Source organism: Duganella aquatilis (genome assembly GCF_009674565.1).
Taxonomy (GTDB): Bacteria; Pseudomonadota; Gammaproteobacteria; order Burkholderiales; family Burkholderiaceae_D; genus Rugamonas; species Rugamonas aquatilis.
The window spans coordinates 45,207-62,011 of sequence record NZ_WKJL01000015.1 but is presented as its reverse complement, the minus strand read 5'-3'; the positions used below and the strand labels follow the sequence as shown (position 1 = coordinate 62,011).

The window sequence follows — 16,805 nt, the reverse complement described above, 5'->3', positions numbered from 1 at the left end:
CCCCGATCTGCCAAATTTCCTTTTGGAATCAATTACTTGAGCGAAATTTTCTGCTGACAAAATACCAATATATGTGTTTTTGCCATGCTAGGATGGTTGCGCGATACAACCATCGCGGCTGTGTACACGGCCTCAACGATCTATCAAGGAGGAATTATGATTCAATTGAAATCTCTGGTCGCGGCTGGCGCTCTGGCGACTGCAGCGTTAGCTTCCGGCATGGCGAGCGCGGCAGATGTGAGCCAGGCATCCCAGACGCTGACGTTCGACAGCGGCACCGCTTACTTTGGCCACTCGTTCACCTCGGCTGCGGCAGGCGATACCTTCGCCGACAATTTCTCGTTCTCCGGCAGTGGCGTACTGAGTTCGGTGGTTTCGGCCTTCACCAATCCATCGCTGAGCGACGCCATCCAGATTACCGGCTTCCAGGTGATCAACTCGGCTGGCTTCATCCTGTCTGGCGCCAAATGGTCGGAAGGCGCGTTCGACTCCTGGACGGCTGCCAGCTCCGGTTCGCTGCTGAACGACAGCTACATCGTGAAGGTCACCGGCAAGCTGCTGACATCGGCCGCCACGTCGTACAGTGGCAGCGTTTCGGTGACGGCGGTGCCGGAGCCGGAAACTGTTGCCATGCTGGTCGCAGGGCTGGGTCTGATCGGCTTTGCCGGTCGTCGTCGCAACAAGGGTGCAAGCAAACCGTTCTAATTGGTATCAGGCGCCGTCCTTGCGGCGGCGCATCAAGGCCAGCATGCCCAGGCCGGCGAGCAACATGGCGTAAGTGCTGGGCTCGGGTATGGCTGCGGCCAGTACCACCGGATTGGCCTGGCCCATCCGGTTCAGCTGTTTTTCCGCCCGACCAGTGCGCTCACTGGCATCGTAGCGCGGCGCCAGGTCGTCGCCTTCGGGCAGATTCTCCAGATCCAGACGCGACAGCTGTCCCAGATCCAGGCGGCTGCCGCCGGCGCCGATGTAGGCATGCAATTCATTGTCCGTGCTATCGACCGCGATGTGTATGCGGCTGCCCAGCAGCGACTGCTCTTCGTCCTCGCTGAGCGTGCGATTCATCGCGTCCATTTCATCCAGCAGTTTCAGCAATTGTTCCGGATCGACGCCGTCATTGAGCGGCTCTGAGCTGTCGTGATCGGCATCGACCAGACGGCAGCGTCCTTTATAGCTGTCGAGATCGTTCCTGCCGCCGCCATGCAGCGCGCGCTTGGCGCTGGCCGACAGCGGGGCATCGCCGCTGCCGTTCCATGCGGTCGGCGGCCGGGTGGCGCCCGCTGGCTGGCCGACGCAATTGGACATGCCTGGTGCGGGCGGCTTGGCCCGTTCCGCCTGCCAATGGGGCGGCGCTTCCAGAATCGGTACCGCAACCGCCGAGGGGCAGCTTGTAGTGATGGCTGCGGCGATTGCACCCAGGCAAGCGAAACGTTGGAGCGTAAGCATGATCTCGGGCCTAAAAATTACAATTAAGAAATTAGTATAGCACAATATGCATCATGTGCCACAAATTGTCCCCTTGCTGCAACAGCGCCATTCTTGCACCAAAACTGACGGCGGAAACCGCTTGCCGGGCGCTGCGGCGCGAGTTTTCACTCTACAGTAGCGATCTTTCGCGGCCCCAAAATCATGCACACTGGCGATCAAATTTGGTGCAGTGCAAGTTGGTTTTTCATGATGTAAAAAGTTTCCTTCCGGCATTTGAAATATGAAAATAATAATTGATTCTGATGAATTTATGCTATTATTCATCAGGTTCTTTCGTTGTGAACTTTGTGTGGATCTCGCCTCTCCACCTTCTTTCCTAAAGGTACTAATATGAAAATCAAAGCACTTGTTGCAGGTTTGATGTTGGCTGCTTCGTTCAGTGCATCGGCTGATGTGCTCTACCGACCGGAAGTTGTTGCTGTAACCGCGCCGGATTACAGCTTCTCGAATGTGAAAATCGGCAGTATTACCGTGACTTCGTTGTCGGACCTGACCGGCAGCGTGTTTGCCGCGACCACCGTCTCGTTCCCGTTCGGCGCTCCATTTACCCTGGATACCGTCACTTTCACCGGCGCGTCGGTTCAGACGCTGATCGGCGACCTGGATGCGTCCACGGGGGCGTTCAGCTACCACAACGTGGCGGCTGGCACCTACGATGTGTTCGCATCGGGTGTGTTGGGCCACAACGGTCAATTTACCAATGCCGCTTTCCTGGGCTTGAACTACAGCGTCACGGCCGTGCCGGAACCTGAAACCCTGGGCATGTTGCTGGGTGGTTTGGGACTGATCGGTGCGGTGGCTGCGCGCCGCAAACGCGCTGCCAGCTAAGGTAGCCGTTCAAGAAAAAGCCGCCTTGCGCAAGCAAGGCGGCTTTTTTTTGCCGCGCGTCGGCCGCGATGGCCGGCGCCGCTTAGCGCGCGATGCGCTTGAAGTCGCGCAGGCGGAAGCCCATCAGCAGCAGGGCGGCGAAGTAGACGCCGGCGCACACGCCGATCAGCAGCATCAGCGCGCCGAAGCGCAGCCAGGCGTGGTGTTGCAGGCCCAGCCAGTCAATCTGCTGCGATCCCAGCCACGCGGCGCCGGCCATCAGGCCGCACGCCACCACCAGCTTGCCGCAGAACTTGGGCCAGCCCGGCAGTGGGCGATAGATGTCGCGCCGGCGCAGGCCAGCGTACAGGAAGCCAGCGTTCAAGCAGGCGCCCAGGCCGATCGACAGCGCCAGTCCCGATACCTGCAAATACGGCACAAACAGCCAGTTCATCAGCTGGGTAGCGAGCAGCACGCCGATGGCGATGCGCACCGGCGTGCGGATGTCCTGCTGCGCGTAAAACGCCGGCGCCAGGATCTTGACCAGGATAATGCCCAGCAGGCCGGCGCAGTAGGCGATCAGCGGCCGCGCCGATTGCTGCGCCGCCTCGTCGGTGAAGGCGCCGTAATGGAACAGGGTGGCGATCATCGGCTCGGCCAGCACCGCCATGCCCACCGCCGCCGGCAGCGCCAGCAGGAAGGTCAGGCGCAGGCCCCAGTCCAGCAGTTCGGTGTATTCGCGCGGGTCGTTGTCGGCCTGCGCCTTGGACAAGCTAGGCAGCAGGATGGTGCCCAGCGCCACGCCCAGCATGGCGGTGGGGAATTCCATCAGGCGGTCGGCGTACGACAGCCAGGAAATGCTGCCTTGCGCCAGGCGCGAGGCGATGCTGGTGTTGATCATCAGGCTGATCTGCGCGGCCGACACGGCAAACACCGCCGGCCCCATTTTCTTCAGCACGCGGCGCACGCCGGGATCGCCCAGGCCGGCGGCAGGGTTCCACGACAGCGTCGGCAGCATGCCGATACGGACCAACGCCGGAATCTGGATCGCCACCTGCAGCACGCCGCCGACAAACACGGCGATGGCCATGGCGTAGATCGGCCGCTCCAGATATTGCTGCAGGAACAGCGAAGCGACGATCGACGACAGGTTCAGCAGCACCGGCGTAAAGGCCGGAATCTTGAATTCGCGCCAGGTGTTGAGCACGCCGCCGGCCAGCGCCACGAAGGCCATGAACGCGATGTAGGGGAACATCAGGCGCGTCATCCACACGGCGGCGTCGAACTCTTCGAGGCCGGTGGCGATCAGGTAGACAAACAGCGGGGAGGCTATAATACCGATCACCGTGACGATCAGCGTGGCCCACACCAGCGTGTTGGCGACATGGTCGGTCAGCTGTTTGCTGGCTTCCTGGCCTTGCTTGTTCTTGTATTCCGACAGGATCGGCACGAAGGCCTGCGAGAAGGCACCCTCGGCAAACAGGCGGCGCAGCAGGTTGGGAATGCGGAAGGCCACGATGTAGGCATCGGTCATGCCGCCGGCGCCAAAGGCACGGGCGATCAGTGTTTCACGCAGGAGGCCGGTAATCCGGGACAGCATCGTCATGCTGGAGATGGCGGAGAGTGTCTTAAGCAAGTTCATGGGACGTGATTATAGTTGCTCCTGCCGAAAAATATCGCTATAATCACAGGCTGTACAAAATTCTGTTGCGCAGACATTAATGTTTGGCAGGCAGTAGTTTGACTCACACGGTTCGCTCTGATGGCAACCTTGGACGCACCTGTTTGCCAAACATTAACGTTTGCAAACGCATCATTTACCTGTTTAGGAAATTTCATGGCAAATACCGCACAAGCGCGCAAACGCGCTCGTCAAGCAGTTAAGCAAAACGCTCATAACTCGGCTCAACGTTCGACCCTGCGTACCGCTATCAAAGCTGTGCGTAAGGCAATCCAGGCTGGCGACAAAGCTGCTGCGACCACCATCTTCCAATCGTCGGTTTCGACCATCGACAGCATCGCTGACAAGAAGATCATCCACAAAAACAAGGCAGCTCGCCACAAGAGCCGTCTGGCCGCTGCTCTGAAAGCACTGGCAGCTTAATTCCCCTCGCCGGGAAGCAAAGCAAAAAACCCGCGCTGGCTTGCCAGTGCGGGTTTTGTCGTTTGTACGCCAGGCGTATGCCCCCCGCGCGACTGAGCGCCGCGCGGGGTAAGACTCAGCGCGCCAGATCCTTCGGCGCCACCTCCATCCACTCGCCCGGCATCAGCGGATGCGTGGCCAGCGAAATGCCGCCGATGGCGGTGCGCACCAGCCGCAGCGTCGGCAGGCCCACGGCGGCCGTCATGCGCCGCACCTGGCGATTCTTGCCTTCCTGCAGCGTGATCGCCAGCCAGCTGGTCGGCTGCTCGGCGCGCTGGCGGATCGGCGGATTACGCGGCCACAGCCATTCCGGTTCGGCGATGCGCGTGGCCTTGCACGGCTGCGTCACGAAGTCGCCCAGGTCGATCGGCGCCTGCAGCCTGGCCAGCGCGGCCGCATCGGGAATTCCGTCCACCTGCACCAGGTACACCTTGGCCTCCTTGTGGTCCGGGTGCGCGATGGCGTGCTGCAGCTTGCCGTCGTCGGTCAGCAGCATCAGGCCCTCGCTGTCGTAGTCGAGCCGGCCGGCAGGGTAGATGTTGGGAATGCTCAGGTGGTCGGCCAGCGTGGCCTTGCCGTCCTGCGCCGAAAACTGGCACAGCACTTGAAACGGTTTATTAAAAAGAATCAGGGACATTATCGAAAACTGAAATTGGTGTAGGCTTGAAAACCATGGCGCCTCGCTACATACTCATGCATAATGTGAAACAAGCGTCTTATATCTTATAGAAGACCAGCAGTATCCCCACGGAGAACCACGATGTATCAACATATCAAAGTACCGGCGGACGGCCAAAAAATCACCGTCAACGCGGATTTTTCCCTGAATGTACCAGATAACCCGATCATTCCCTACATCGTGGGTGACGGCACCGGCCGCGACATCACGCCGGTGATGCTGAAAGTGGTGGATGCGGCGGTGGCCAAATCGTATGGCGGCACGCGCCAGATCAAGTGGATGGAGATCTACGGCGGCGAAAAAGCCACCCAGGTCTACGGCCCCGACGTGTGGCTGCCGGACGAGACGCTGACGGCGGTGCGCGAGTACCTGGTGTCGATCAAGGGCCCGCTGACCACGCCGGTCGGCGGCGGCATCCGTTCGCTGAACGTGGCGCTGCGTCAGCAGCTGGACCTGTACGTCTGCCTGCGTCCGGTGCGCTACTTCCCCGGCGTGCCATCGCCGCTGAAAGAGCCGGAGAAAACCAATATGGTGATCTTCCGCGAGAACTCGGAAGACATCTACGCCGGCATCGAATTCGCGCAGGGCACGGAAGGCGCCAAGCGCCTGATCGACTTCCTGGTCAAGGAAATGGGCGTCAACAAGATCCGCTTCCCTGAGACCTCCGGCCTCGGCATCAAGCCGGTGTCGGTGGAGGGCACCGAGCGCCTGATGCGCAAGGCGATCCAGTACGCCATCGACAACGACAAGCCGTCGGTGACCATCGTCCACAAGGGCAACATCATGAAGTACACCGAGGGCGGCTTCCGCGACTGGGCATACGCGCTGGCGCAAAAGGAATTCGGCGCCGAGCTGATCGATGGCGGCCCGTGGTGCAAGGTCAAGAACCCGAAGACCGGCCGCGACATCACCATCAAGGATTCGATCGCCGACGCCTTCCTGCAGCAGATCCTGCTGCGTCCGGTCGAGTACAGCGTGATCGCCACGCTGAACCTGAACGGCGACTATATTTCGGACGCGCTGGCCGCGCAGGTGGGCGGCATCGGCATCGCACCGGGCGGCAATATGTCGGACTCGGTGGCGATGTTTGAGGCGACCCACGGCACCGCGCCGAAATACGCCGGCAAGGACTACGTCAATCCGGGCTCGCTGATCCTGTCGGCCGAAATGATGCTGCGCCACATGGGCTGGACCGAGGCGGCCGACCTGATCCTCAAGGCCATGGGCCAGGCCATCACCTCCAAGCACGTCACCTACGACTTCGCGCGCCTGATGGAAAATGCGGTGCAGGTTTCGTGCTCCGGATTTGGCGACGTCATCATCGGCCAGATGGAATAAAAAATGGCGGCCCAGGCCGCCATTTCTTTTAGCGCATGCAGAGCTGCAGCGCCGTCTTCCAGTCCGGCAGATGACAGAAGCGCGTCATCAGCCGCTCGGACGACATCACCGAGAATTGCGGCCGCTGGGCCGGGGTAGGGTAGTCGGCGCTGGTGATCGGCAATACCTTGCACGGCAAGCCGGCTTCTTCAACGATGGCCTGGGTGAACTCGTGCCACGTGGTCTGGCCCTGCGCGCTCAGATGGTAGATGCCGCTGTGCTGGTCCCACCATGCGTTGCCGCCGGCGTGCGCCTGCGACAGCACCTGCGCCGTGGTATCGGCAATGGTGCGGCTCCAGGTGGGGGCGCCGTGCTGATCGGCCACCACGCGCAGCTCGTCGCGCTCCTTGGCCAGCCGCAGCATGGTCAGCAGGAAGTTCTTGCCGCGCATGCCGTACACCCAGCTGGTGCGGAAGATCAGGTGCGGAATGCCGGCGGCGGCGATCGCCTGTTCGCCGGCCAGCTTGCTGGCGCCGTAGACGTTCAATGGGCCGACCGCATCGTCCTCCACCCGCGCGCTTGGCTGCGCGCCGTCGAACACGTAGTCGGTCGAGTAGTGCACCAGCGCCGCGCCCAGTTTTTTGGCTTCCTCGGCCATCACGCCCGGCGCTTCGGCGTTGATGCGGTAGGCCAGCTCTGGTTCGCTCTCGGCCTTGTCCACCGCCGTGTAGGCGGCCGGATTGACGATCAGCTGCGGCTTGACGCTGCGGATCACCTCGCGCACCTGGTCCAGGTTGGACAGGTCCATCACGTTGCGGTCCACCGCCACCACCTCGCCCACGCCTTGCAGGCTGCGCGCCAGTTCGTAACCGACCTGGCCGGTGCTGCCGGTCAGCAGCACCTTCATGCGAACACCTCGGCGTTGGCCAGCAGGGCCGCCGCCGCATCCTTGCCGGACAACAGCGGCGCCGCATCCAGCGCCGGCCAGTCGATGCCGATCGTCGGGTCGTTCCACAGAATGGCGCGCTCGTGCTCGGGCGCCCAGTAGTCGGTGGTCTTGTACAGGAACTCGGCGGAGTCGGAGGTCACCACGAAACCATGGGCGAAGCCTGGCGGAATCCAGACCTGGCGCTTGTTCTCGGCCGACAGCTCGATGCCGAACCACTGGCCGAAGGTCGGCGAGCTCTTGCGGATATCGACCGCGACATCGAACACCGAACCTGCGGTGGCGCGCACCAGCTTGCCCTGGGCCTGCTGGATCTGGTAGTGCAGGCCGCGCAGCACGCCTTTGGACGAGCGCGAGTGGTTGTCCTGCACGAAGTCGCCGGTAAAGCCGGTCAGCTCGGCAAAGCGTTTGGCGTTGAAACTCTCAAAGAAAAAACCACGGTCATCGCCAAAGACTTTCGGCTCCAGCACCAGCAGACCTTCCAGTGGCGTCTTAATCACATTCATCGTTGTACCACCTTATCTTCCAAAATTTGCAGCAAATACTGGCCATAATTGTTTTTCTTCAGCGGCTCGGCCAGCTTGCGCAGCTGGTCGGCGTTGATATAGCCCTTGCGATAGGCGATCTCTTCCGGGCAGGCCACTTTCAGGCCCTGGCGTTTTTCTATCGTGGCGATGAACTGGCCGGCTTCCAGCAGCGAATCGTGGGTGCCGGTGTCCAGCCAGGCCATGCCGCGGCCCATGACTTCCACGTTGAGCTCGCGCTTTTCGAGGTACACCTTGTTGACGTCGGTGATTTCCAGCTCGCCGCGCGCCGATGGCTTGATGCTGGCAGCGATATCGCACACCTGATTGTCGTAGAAGTACAGGCCGGTGACGGCGTAGTTGGACTTCGGCTGTTTCGGTTTTTCCTCGATCGAGACGGCGGTGCGGTCACCATCGAACTCGACCACGCCGTAACGCTCCGGATCCTGCACGTGGTAGGCGAACACGGTGGCGCCGTCGGTCTGCTCGGTGGCGTGGCGCAGCAGCGCATCGAGGTCGTTGCCGTAGTAGATGTTATCGCCGAGGATCAGCGCCGACGGCGAGTCGCCGACGAATTCCTTGCCGATGATGAAGGCCTGCGCCAGGCCGTCCGGCGAGGGCTGCACCGCGTAGCTGATGCTGATGCCCCATTGGCCGCCGTCGCCCAGCAGATCCTTGAAGCGTGGCGTGTCTTGCGGCGTGGAAATGATCAGCACCTCGCGGATGCCTGCCAGCATCAGCGTGGTCAACGGGTGATAGATCATCGGCTTGTCGTAGATCGGCAACAGCTGCTTGGAAACGCTCATCGTCACCGGGTACAGCCGGGTGCCGGATCCGCCTGCCAGGATGATGCCCTTACGATTGGAAACTGGTGTGCTCATTGCTGGCCCTCGCGGTTAAAGTAATTGGTTTCCACCCACTTGGCGTAGCTGCCTGACTGCACGTCGGCCACCCAGGCCTGGTTGTCCAGGTACCACTGCACCGTTTTGGCGATGCCGCTCTGGAAGGTCTCGGCCGGTTTCCAGCCCAGCTCGCGTTCCAGCTTGCGCGCGTCGATGGCGTAGCGGCGGTCGTGGCCGGGACGGTCCTTGACGAAGGTAATCTGGTCGCGGTAGCTGCCTTCGGCCTTCGGCTTCAGCTTGTCCAGCATGTCGCACAGCGTGTGCACCACGTCCAGGTTGGCCATTTCGTTCCAGCCGCCGACGTTGTAGGTCTCGCCCAGGCGGCCCGCTTCCAGCACGCGGCGGATGGCGGCGGCGTGGTCGGTGACGTACAGCCAGTCGCGCACCTGCTGACCGTCGCCGTAGATCGGCAGCGGCTTGCCGGCTTGCGCATTGGCGATGATCAGCGGGATCAGTTTTTCCGGGAAGTGGTAAGGACCGTAGTTGTTGGAGCAGTTGGTGGTCAGCACCGGCAGGCCGTAGGTATGGAAGTACGAACGCACCAGGTGGTCCGAGGAGGCTTTTGATGCCGAGTATGGGCTGTTCGGCGCAAACGCGGTGGTTTCGCTGAACGGCGCGTCGTCCGGGCCCAGGGTGCCGTAGACCTCGTCGGTGGAGACGTGCAGGAAGCGGAACGCCGCCTTCTCGTCATCCGGCAGCGCCGACCAGTAGGCGCGCGCCGCTTCCAGCAGGCTGAAGGTGCCGTTAATGTTGGTATTGATAAATTCGCCCGGCCCCAGGATGGAGCGGTCGACGTGGCTTTCGGCCGCGAAGTGCACCACCGCGCGCGGTTTGTGTTGCTGGAACAACGCCAGCACCTGGGCCTGGTCGCAGATGTCGCCGCGCACAAAGGTATGGCGCGCATCCTGTTTCAGCGAGGCCAGATTGTTCAGATTGCCCGCATAAGTCAACTTGTCGAAGTTGAGAACCGGCTCATCGGACTGGGCCAGCCAGTCGAGCACAAAGTTGGAACCAATAAAACCTGCGCCACCCGTCACAAAAATCATTTGTCATTCCCGCATGAAAGTTGAATTAGTTGTAAGCGTGATTTTACGACAAACCATTCTTGCACTGCACAAAAAAACTCAATTAAACACACCCTTGCATGGTGCATGGTTGTGGTTCACACAACACAGATCGTGGAAGGGGGGGGGCTGAATGAACAACGGCCCGGACGAAATGAATCGACCGGGCCGTAGGGCTGTTCTCCGGAGTGCGGAGTGCAGGAGGCTGAAATTAGCCAGCCTGGATATTGGAAGCTTGCTTGCCTTTAGGGCCTTGCGTGACTTCGAACTGAACTTTTTGACCTTCTTTCAAGGTCTTAAAACCGTTCATGTTGATTGCGGAGAAGTGAGCGAACAAATCTTCGCCGCCGTCATCTGGAGTGATGAAGCCAAAGCCTTTGGAATCATTGAACCACTTAACAGTACCAGTTGCCATAAAAAGAACTTTCTAAATTAAAACAGATCACACGAGCCATAAAAGCAAGAAGCTTCCTGCCCCTCTCCTCACGCCCACTTCTTATCAACATGTACATTTCTGCACGGAGCCGATAAACGCATTGTTAGCGGACCAAATTTGAAAGTCAAGCAGATTTGTATGCATTTTGCTACTTTTCCCACGGTGGGTGAATTTGCAACTCTTGATTTTGCGGAATAGGGCGCCATCTGCGTCAAGTTCAGAAAACGCGTAAGATGGAAAACAATTGGATATGTGCAGCGAAATGCACATTGCATCAACCCCGAAAGCATTAGAATATAAGCGTATGGCAACCAAGCATGACACCGATACCGTCCTGGAAAGGCAAGCGCTGAAACCGCCACCCCTGTATCAAGTGGCGTTGCTGAATGACGACTACACCCCGATGGAGTTTGTGGTCGCCGTGATCCAGGAGTATTTCAATAAAGACCGTGAAACAGCCACGCAAATAATGCTCAGTGTTCACCGCTATGGCAAAGGAGTGTGCGGCGTGTTCTCAAAAGATATAGCCTGTACCAAAGTGGAGTTTGTGTTAACGCATGCGCGCAAGGCAGGCCACCCCCTGCAATGCGTGATGGAGGAAGTATGATTGCGCAGGAATTGGAAGTAAGTTTGCACATGGCGTTTGTCGAAGCCCGACAGGCGCGCCACGAATTCATCACGGTGGAGCACTTGCTGCTGGCCTTGCTGGACAACCCTTCGGCTGCCGAAGTGTTGCGCGCATGCGCCGTCAACATTGAAGATCTGCGCAAAACCCTGACCAATTTTATTGGCGATAACACCCCGACCGTGCCGGGCACGGGTGAGGTCGATACCCAGCCGACGCTCGGTTTCCAGCGCGTGATCCAGCGCGCCATCATGCATGTCCAGTCCGCCTCGAATGGCAAGAAGGAAGTCACCGGCGCCAATGTGCTGGTGGCCATCTTCGGCGAAAAAGACTCGCACGCGGTGTACTACCTGCACCAGCAGGGCGTGACCCGCCTGGACGTGGTCAACTTCATCTCGCACGGCGTGCGCAAGGACCAGCAGACCGACACCGCCAAGGCGTCGGAAGGCGTGGAAGAGGGCGCTCCGGGCGGCGAAGGCCAGACCAAGGAAAGCCCGCTCGACCAGTTCACCCAGAACCTCAACAAGTCGGCCGCCGACGGCAAGATCGATCCGCTGATCGGCCGCGAGGACGAGGTCGACCGCGTGATCCAGATCCTGTGCCGCCGCCGCAAGAACAATCCGCTGCTGGTGGGCGAAGCCGGCGTCGGCAAGACCGCCATCGCCGAAGGCCTGGCCTACCGCATCACGCAAGGCGACGTGCCGGAAATCCTGCAGAATGCCGTCGTGTATTCGCTGGACATGGGCGCGCTGCTGGCCGGCACCAAGTACCGCGGCGACTTCGAACAGCGCCTCAAGGCCGTCCTCAAGCAATTGAAGGACAACCCGCACGGCATCCTGTTCATCGACGAGATCCACACCATCATCGGCGCCGGCTCGGCCTCGGGCGGCACGCTGGACGCGTCCAACCTGCTGAAGCCAGCCCTGGCCAACGGCCAGCTGAAATGCGTCGGCGCGACCACCTACACGGAATTCCGTGGCGTGTTCGAGAAGGACCACGCGTTGAGCCGCCGCTTCCAGAAAGTCGACGTCAATGAACCGACCGTCGAGCAGACCGTGCAGATCCTGCGCGGCCTGAAGTCGCGCTTCGAAGAGCACCATGGCGTGAAATACTCGTCGTCGGCGCTGTCGACCGCGGCCGAGCTGGCGGCGCGCTTCATCAACGACCGCCACCTGCCGGACAAGGCCATCGACGTCATCGACGAAGCCGGTGCGGCGCAACGCATCCTGCCGAAGTCGAAGCAGAAGAAAACCATCGGCAAGACCGAGATCGAGGACATCATCTCCAAGATCGCGCGCATCCCGCCGCAAACCGTCAACCAGGACGACCGCAGCAAGCTGCAGACCATCGACCGCGACCTGCGCAACGTGGTGTTCGGCCAGGATCCGGCGATCGAAGCGCTGGCCTCGGCGATCAAGATGGCGCGTGCCGGCCTGGGCAAAACCGACAAGCCGATCGGCTCCTTCCTGTTCTCCGGTCCGACCGGCGTCGGCAAGACCGAGGTGGCGAAACAGCTGGCGTTCATCCTCGGCGTCGAGCTGGTGCGCTTCGACATGTCGGAATACATGGAGCGTCACGCCGTGTCGCGCCTGATCGGCGCGCCGCCGGGCTACGTTGGTTTCGACCAGGGCGGCCTGCTGACCGAAGCCATCACCAAGAAACCGCACACGGTGCTGCTGCTGGATGAGATTGAAAAAGCCCATCCGGACATCTTTAACATCCTGCTGCAGGTGATGGACCACGGCACGCTAACCGACAACAACGGACGCAAGGCCGACTTCCGCAACGTGATCATCATCATGACCACCAACGCGGGCGCCGAGAGCTTGCAGAAGTCGTCGATCGGTTTCACGAACACCAAGCAGGCCGGCGACGAGATGGGCGACATCAAGCGCATGTTCACGCCCGAGTTCCGCAACCGTCTGGATGCGATCATCAGCTTCCGCGCGCTGGACGAGGAAATCATCCTGCGCGTGGTCGACAAGTTCCTGATGCAGCTGGAAGAGCAGCTGCACGAGAAAAAAGTCGAAGCGATCTTCACCGAGAAGCTGCGTGCTTTCCTGGCGAAGAAAGGCTTCGATCCGCTGATGGGTGCGCGTCCGATGTCGCGCCTGATCCAGGACATGATCCGCAAGGCGCTGGCCGACGAGCTGCTGTTCGGCCGTCTGGTCGCCGGCGGCAAGGTCACCGTGGATCTGGACGACAAGGACAACGTCAAGCTGGAGTTCCCGGAACCGCCGGACGCCGCACCGGCGCCGCCGCCGGAGACGGTTGAAGTCGAGTAAGCAAAAAGCCCGCAGAACGCGGGCTTTTTTTTTATCCCCGGCCGCAGCGGTGTGCGGGTTGCATGGGTGCCGCGTGCTTTTAAAGCGGCCTGCAACGTCAACCCCAACAGGGCAACGATCTGTGCCAGAATTGTCGATCCATACGACAACCTATGACACTGTCCCATGAACCTGTCCCGTCCACTTGCCTTGATGCTGATGTCCGCCGGTCTGCTGTCTTCCGCCAGCGCCGCCGATGCCTATTACCGCTATCCCGCCATCCGCGGCGACAGCGTGGTGTTCACCGCCGAGGGCGACCTGTGGCGCACCGGCGTCCATGGCGGCCAGGCCCAGCGTCTGACCACGCATCCGGCGGCCGAGACCAACGCCGCCATCTCGCGCGACGGCCAGTGGGTGGCTTTCTCGGCCGCCTACGAAGGCGCGCAGGAAGCCTATGTGATGCCGCTGGCGGGCGGCCTGCCCAAGCGCATCACGTTTGAAAACGGCGCCGTCTCGGTGCTGGGCTGGAGCGCGCAGGGCGAGGTGTTGGTCAGCATGGCGGGCGGCACCGGACCGGGCCGCAGTTTCGTCATCGCCGCCGTCAAGCCGGACACGCTGCAACGCCGCATCTTCCCGCTGGCCGACGCCAACGACGCCGTGCTCGACGACGCCGGCAAGACGCTGTACTTCACCCGTAACGGCCTGGCGCTGACCAACGACAACGTCAAGCTGTATCGCGGCGGCGCCACCGCGCAGCTGTGGCGCTACGATGTCGGCGGCAACGGCGAAGCGGTGCAGCTGCTGGCCGCCGACACCGGCAACAACAAGCGCCCGATGTGGTGGCAGGGCCGCCTGTACTTCATCAGCGACCGTGGCGGCTCCGACAATCTGTGGACCATGGCCGCCGACGGCAGCGATCCGCGCCAGCTGACCCAATACGCCGACTGGGACGTGCGCAACGCCGCCATGGGCGATGGCCGCATCGCCTACCAGCTGGGCGCCGACCTGCACGTGCTGGACCTGGCCAGCAACAAGGATGAACAGCTGGCCGTCAGCCTGGTGTCGGACTTCGACCAGCAGCGCGCACGCCAGATCCGCTCGCCGCTGGAAAGCCTGACCAATGTGCAGATCGCCGGCAAGTTCGAACGCCTGGTGCTGACCGCGCGCGGCCGCGTCAGTGTGGCCGGCACCGGCGTGCAGCGTCGCGTGGAAATCGCCATACCGGAAGGCTCGCGCGCGCGCGAGGCGGTGTTCAGCCACGACGATAAATCGATCTACGCCATCGTCGACACCACCGGCGAAAACGAAATCTGGAAATTCGCCGCCGACGGTTCCGGCAAGGGCGAGCAGCTGACCAGGGACGGTACCAACCACCGCTGGAAGCTGTACCCGTCGCCGGACGGCCGCTGGCTGGGCCACACCGACAAGAAGGGCCGCTTCTGGCTGCTGGACCTGGCCACCAAGGCCAACACCATCATCGACGATGCCGGCAAGTCCGGCGCCGGCGAGTACGAGGAAATCCAGTGGTCGCCGGACAGCAGGAACCTGGCGCTGGTCCGCGCCGGCAGCACCGAGCAGCGCGACCAGATCGGCCTGTTCAACCTCGACACCAAGCAACTGAACTTCGTCACCAGCGACCGCTATACCTCGCGCTCGCCGGTGTTTTCGCCGGACGGCAAATGGCTGTACTTCCTGTCGGCCCGTAACTTCACGCTGGCCAACGGCTCGCCGTGGGGCGACCGCAACATGGGGCCGGTGTTCGACAAGCGCACCGGCATCTACGCGCTGGCGCTGCAGCCGGAGAACCGCTTCCCGTTCAAGCCGGACGATGAACTGAGCAAGCCGGCCGACAAGCCGGCCGAAGGCGCCACCGAGCAGGCGGCCGAGAAGGCGGCGGAAAAAGCCGTCGCCAAGGCCGCGCCCAAGCCGGCCGGCAAAGCGCTGCCGGCCATCGTCTACGCCGGCCTGGCCGAGCGCCTGTACGAAGTGCATCTGCCGCCCGGTAATTACAGCGGCCTGCAGATCGACGACAAGCGCCTGTACTTCATCGACGCCGACGGCGCCGATGGCAAGGCCGCGCTGAAAACGCTGGCCGTCGCCAGCAATGATCCGAAGGCGGAAGTGTTCGCGGCCAATGTGCGCGAGTTCGACCTGTCCGCCGACCGCAAGCACGTCTACTACCGCACCATCGCCGCCAACGGTCCGGGCGACATGCTGGTGGTGGAAGCGGGCGCCAAGGCGCCAACCGACACCAGTAAGGCCAGGGTCAAGGTGGACGACTGGACCTTCACCTCCAATCCGCGCCTGGAATGGAAGCAGATGTTCAACGACGCCTGGCGCATGCACCGCGACTTCCTCTACGACGTCAAGATGCGCGGCGCCGACTGGCCTGCCGTGCGCGCCAAGTACGCGCCGCTGGTGGACCGCGTGACCGACCGCGCGGAGCTGGACGACGTGCTGGGCATGATGATCAGCGAAGTCGGCGCGCTGCACTCGCAGATCCGTCCCGGCGACATCCGCAAGCCGGCGCCGGAAGGCGTGCCGGCCGGCCTGGGGGCGCTGCTGACGCGCACCGCCGACGGCTACCGCGTCGACCATGTCTACGCCAGCGAACCGGAACTGCCGTCGCAACGCGGTCCGCTGGCGCAAGCCGGCGTGGACGTGAAGGAGGGCGACGTCATCACCGCCGTCAACGGCAAGCCGGTGCTGGAGGCGCGCGACATCGCCGACCTGTTGCTGAACCAGGCCGACAAGCAGGTGCTGTTGCAGGTGAAGCGTAAGAACGACACGCGCCAGGTGATCGTGCTGCCGGTGAACATGGCCAAACAGTTCGGCCTGCGCTACAGCGACTGGGAACAATCGCGCGCACGCCAGGTGGAAGCCGCGTCCAAGGGCCGCATCGGCTACCTGCACCTGCGCGCCATGGGGCCGGCGGACATCGCCTCGTTCGCGCGCGACTTCTACGCCAACGTCAACCGCGAGGGCCTGATCATCGACGTCCGCCGCAACAACGGCGGCAATATCGACAGCTGGATCATCGAGAAGCTGCTGCGCAAGGCGTGGGCGTTCTGGGCGCCGCCGGGCGTGGCGCCGTCGCCGAACATGCAGAACACCTTCCGCGGCCACCTGGTGGTGCTGGTGGATGAATACACTTACTCGGACGGCGAGACCTTCGCCGCCGGCATCAAGTCGCTGGGACTGGCGCCGCTGGTCGGCAAGCGCACCGCCGGCGCCGGCGTCTGGCTCAGCGATAACAACCGCCTGAGCGACAACGGCATGGCGCGCGTGGCGCAGATGGGCCAGTTCCACGCCGAAGACGGCCAGTGGCTGATCGAAGGCGTGGGCGTGACGCCGGACGTGGTGGTCGACAATCCGCCGCACGCCACCTACCAGGGCCAGGACCGCCAGCTGGAAGTGGCGCTGGAACTGCTGGACAAAAAGCTGAAGGAGCAGCCGGTCAAGCCGTACACGCCGCAGGTGATCCCTGGCCTGAATGTCCGGAAGTGAACAGTGTCGGCTCGCGGCCGGCGTTCATTTCCGCACACCGCGCCGCCGCCAGCGCCTGAATCCATGTGGCATGGAGTTTGCAATCTGACCTGACAAACTCACA

Annotated in this window: 15 protein-coding genes; 7 read left to right on the top strand and 8 right to left on the bottom strand. The window is 61.9% G+C overall.

Going from position 1 to position 16,805, the window contains the following annotated elements:
• Window positions 1-84: 84 nt before the first annotated feature.
• Window positions 85-705, top strand: a complete 621-nt coding sequence (locus GJ698_RS19405; RefSeq protein WP_154359508.1) for an FxDxF family PEP-CTERM protein — start codon at window positions 85-87, stop codon at window positions 703-705.
• 6 nt (window positions 706-711) lie between these two features.
• On the opposite strand, the gene GJ698_RS31020 is transcribed toward GJ698_RS19405, so the two are convergent.
• A complete protein-coding gene (locus GJ698_RS31020; RefSeq protein ID WP_229260076.1) occupies window positions 712-1,446 on the bottom strand; it encodes a PEP-CTERM sorting domain-containing protein in 735 nt (244 codons plus the stop codon).
• A 372-nt stretch (window positions 1,447-1,818) separates the two neighbouring features.
• On the opposite strand from GJ698_RS31020, the gene GJ698_RS19395 reads away from it, so the two are divergent.
• Window positions 1,819-2,316: an FxDxF family PEP-CTERM protein gene (locus GJ698_RS19395; protein ID WP_154359507.1), complete on the top strand. Its 498-nt coding sequence runs from the start codon at window positions 1,819-1,821 to the stop codon at window positions 2,314-2,316.
• Window positions 2,317-2,398: 82 nt separating this feature from the next.
• Here the strand turns inward: GJ698_RS19395 and murJ are convergent, their stop codons facing one another.
• Window positions 2,399-3,937 (bottom strand): murein biosynthesis integral membrane protein MurJ, encoded by a 1,539-nt coding sequence (murJ, locus tag GJ698_RS19390; protein ID WP_154359506.1) that lies wholly within the window; start codon window positions 3,935-3,937, stop codon window positions 2,399-2,401.
• A 195-nt stretch (window positions 3,938-4,132) separates the two neighbouring features.
• On the opposite strand from murJ, the gene rpsT reads away from it, so the two are divergent.
• A complete protein-coding gene (gene rpsT, locus GJ698_RS19385) occupies window positions 4,133-4,399 on the top strand; it encodes a 30S ribosomal protein S20 (protein WP_154359505.1) in 267 nt (88 codons plus the stop codon).
• A gap of 115 nt (window positions 4,400-4,514) precedes the next feature.
• Here the strand turns inward: rpsT and GJ698_RS19380 are convergent, their stop codons facing one another.
• On the bottom strand, window positions 4,515-5,075 hold the full coding sequence (locus GJ698_RS19380) for a pseudouridine synthase (RefSeq protein WP_154359504.1): 561 nt from the start codon (window positions 5,073-5,075) through the stop codon (window positions 4,515-4,517).
• Between the two features lie 123 nt (window positions 5,076-5,198).
• On the opposite strand from GJ698_RS19380, the gene icd reads away from it, so the two are divergent.
• A complete protein-coding gene (icd, locus tag GJ698_RS19375) occupies window positions 5,199-6,455 on the top strand; it encodes an NADP-dependent isocitrate dehydrogenase (RefSeq protein ID WP_154359503.1) in 1,257 nt (418 codons plus the stop codon).
• A gap of 28 nt (window positions 6,456-6,483) precedes the next feature.
• On the opposite strand, the gene rfbD is transcribed toward icd, so the two are convergent.
• From rfbD to cspE, 5 genes are all read right to left on the bottom strand, one after another.
• Complete coding sequence (gene rfbD / locus GJ698_RS19370) at window positions 6,484-7,341, bottom strand: dTDP-4-dehydrorhamnose reductase (protein WP_154359502.1); 858 nt, start codon at window positions 7,339-7,341, stop codon at window positions 6,484-6,486.
• Entirely contained in the window at window positions 7,338-7,886 is a 549-nt protein-coding gene (gene rfbC, locus GJ698_RS19365; RefSeq protein ID WP_154359501.1) for a dTDP-4-dehydrorhamnose 3,5-epimerase, read from the bottom strand. The genes rfbD and rfbC overlap by 4 nt, the downstream gene beginning before the upstream one ends.
• Window positions 7,883-8,785: a glucose-1-phosphate thymidylyltransferase RfbA gene (rfbA, locus tag GJ698_RS19360; protein WP_154359500.1), complete on the bottom strand. Its 903-nt coding sequence runs from the start codon at window positions 8,783-8,785 to the stop codon at window positions 7,883-7,885. The genes rfbC and rfbA overlap by 4 nt, the downstream gene beginning before the upstream one ends.
• Window positions 8,782-9,852 carry a dTDP-glucose 4,6-dehydratase gene (gene rfbB / locus GJ698_RS19355; RefSeq protein WP_154359499.1) on the bottom strand — a complete coding sequence of 357 codons (1,071 nt, stop codon included), beginning with the start codon at window positions 9,850-9,852 and terminating at the stop codon, window positions 8,782-8,784. Before rfbB ends, rfbA begins: the two co-directional genes overlap by 4 nt.
• A gap of 229 nt (window positions 9,853-10,081) precedes the next feature.
• The gene (gene cspE / locus GJ698_RS19350; protein WP_038495037.1) at window positions 10,082-10,285 is read right to left on the bottom strand and encodes a transcription antiterminator/RNA stability regulator CspE; all 204 of its coding nucleotides are present in this window, start codon (window positions 10,283-10,285) and stop codon (window positions 10,082-10,084) included.
• 325 nt (window positions 10,286-10,610) lie between these two features.
• Between cspE and clpS the strand changes: the two genes are divergently transcribed.
• From clpS to GJ698_RS19335, 3 genes are all read left to right on the top strand, one after another.
• Window positions 10,611-10,913, top strand: a complete 303-nt coding sequence (gene clpS, locus GJ698_RS19345) for an ATP-dependent Clp protease adapter ClpS (RefSeq protein ID WP_154359498.1) — start codon at window positions 10,611-10,613, stop codon at window positions 10,911-10,913.
• Window positions 10,910-13,216: an ATP-dependent Clp protease ATP-binding subunit ClpA gene (clpA, locus tag GJ698_RS19340; protein ID WP_154359497.1), complete on the top strand. Its 2,307-nt coding sequence runs from the start codon at window positions 10,910-10,912 to the stop codon at window positions 13,214-13,216. Before clpS ends, clpA begins: the two co-directional genes overlap by 4 nt.
• 165 nt (window positions 13,217-13,381) lie before the next feature.
• Entirely contained in the window at window positions 13,382-16,702 is a 3,321-nt protein-coding gene (locus GJ698_RS19335; protein ID WP_166454904.1) for a S41 family peptidase, read from the top strand.
• Window positions 16,703-16,805: the final 103 nt, after the last annotated feature.

Excerpts from the sequence above, each read along its gene's own strand:
- GJ698_RS19405 (WP_154359508.1), top strand. The coding sequence starts at position 85 with ATGCTAGGATGGTTGCGCGATACAACCATCGCGGCTGTGTACACGGCC.
- GJ698_RS31020 (WP_229260076.1), bottom strand. The coding sequence starts at position 1,446 with ATGCTTACGCTCCAACGTTTCGCTTGCCTGGGTGCAATCGCCGCAGCC.
- GJ698_RS19395 (WP_154359507.1), top strand. The coding sequence starts at position 1,819 with ATGAAAATCAAAGCACTTGTTGCAGGTTTGATGTTGGCTGCTTCGTTC.
- murJ (WP_154359506.1), bottom strand. The coding sequence starts at position 3,937 with ATGAACTTGCTTAAGACACTCTCCGCCATCTCCAGCATGACGATGCTG.
- rpsT (WP_154359505.1), top strand. The coding sequence starts at position 4,133 with ATGGCAAATACCGCACAAGCGCGCAAACGCGCTCGTCAAGCAGTTAAG.
- GJ698_RS19380 (WP_154359504.1), bottom strand. The coding sequence starts at position 5,075 with ATGTCCCTGATTCTTTTTAATAAACCGTTTCAAGTGCTGTGCCAGTTT.
- icd (WP_154359503.1), top strand. The coding sequence starts at position 5,199 with ATGTATCAACATATCAAAGTACCGGCGGACGGCCAAAAAATCACCGTC.
- rfbD (WP_154359502.1), bottom strand. The coding sequence starts at position 7,341 with ATGAAGGTGCTGCTGACCGGCAGCACCGGCCAGGTCGGTTACGAACTG.
- rfbC (WP_154359501.1), bottom strand. The coding sequence starts at position 7,886 with ATGAATGTGATTAAGACGCCACTGGAAGGTCTGCTGGTGCTGGAGCCG.
- rfbA (WP_154359500.1), bottom strand. The coding sequence starts at position 8,785 with ATGAGCACACCAGTTTCCAATCGTAAGGGCATCATCCTGGCAGGCGGA.
- rfbB (WP_154359499.1), bottom strand. The coding sequence starts at position 9,852 with ATGATTTTTGTGACGGGTGGCGCAGGTTTTATTGGTTCCAACTTTGTG.
- cspE (WP_038495037.1), bottom strand. The coding sequence starts at position 10,285 with ATGGCAACTGGTACTGTTAAGTGGTTCAATGATTCCAAAGGCTTTGGC.
- clpS (WP_154359498.1), top strand. The coding sequence starts at position 10,611 with ATGGCAACCAAGCATGACACCGATACCGTCCTGGAAAGGCAAGCGCTG.
- clpA (WP_154359497.1), top strand. The coding sequence starts at position 10,910 with ATGATTGCGCAGGAATTGGAAGTAAGTTTGCACATGGCGTTTGTCGAA.
- GJ698_RS19335 (WP_166454904.1), top strand. The coding sequence starts at position 13,382 with ATGAACCTGTCCCGTCCACTTGCCTTGATGCTGATGTCCGCCGGTCTG.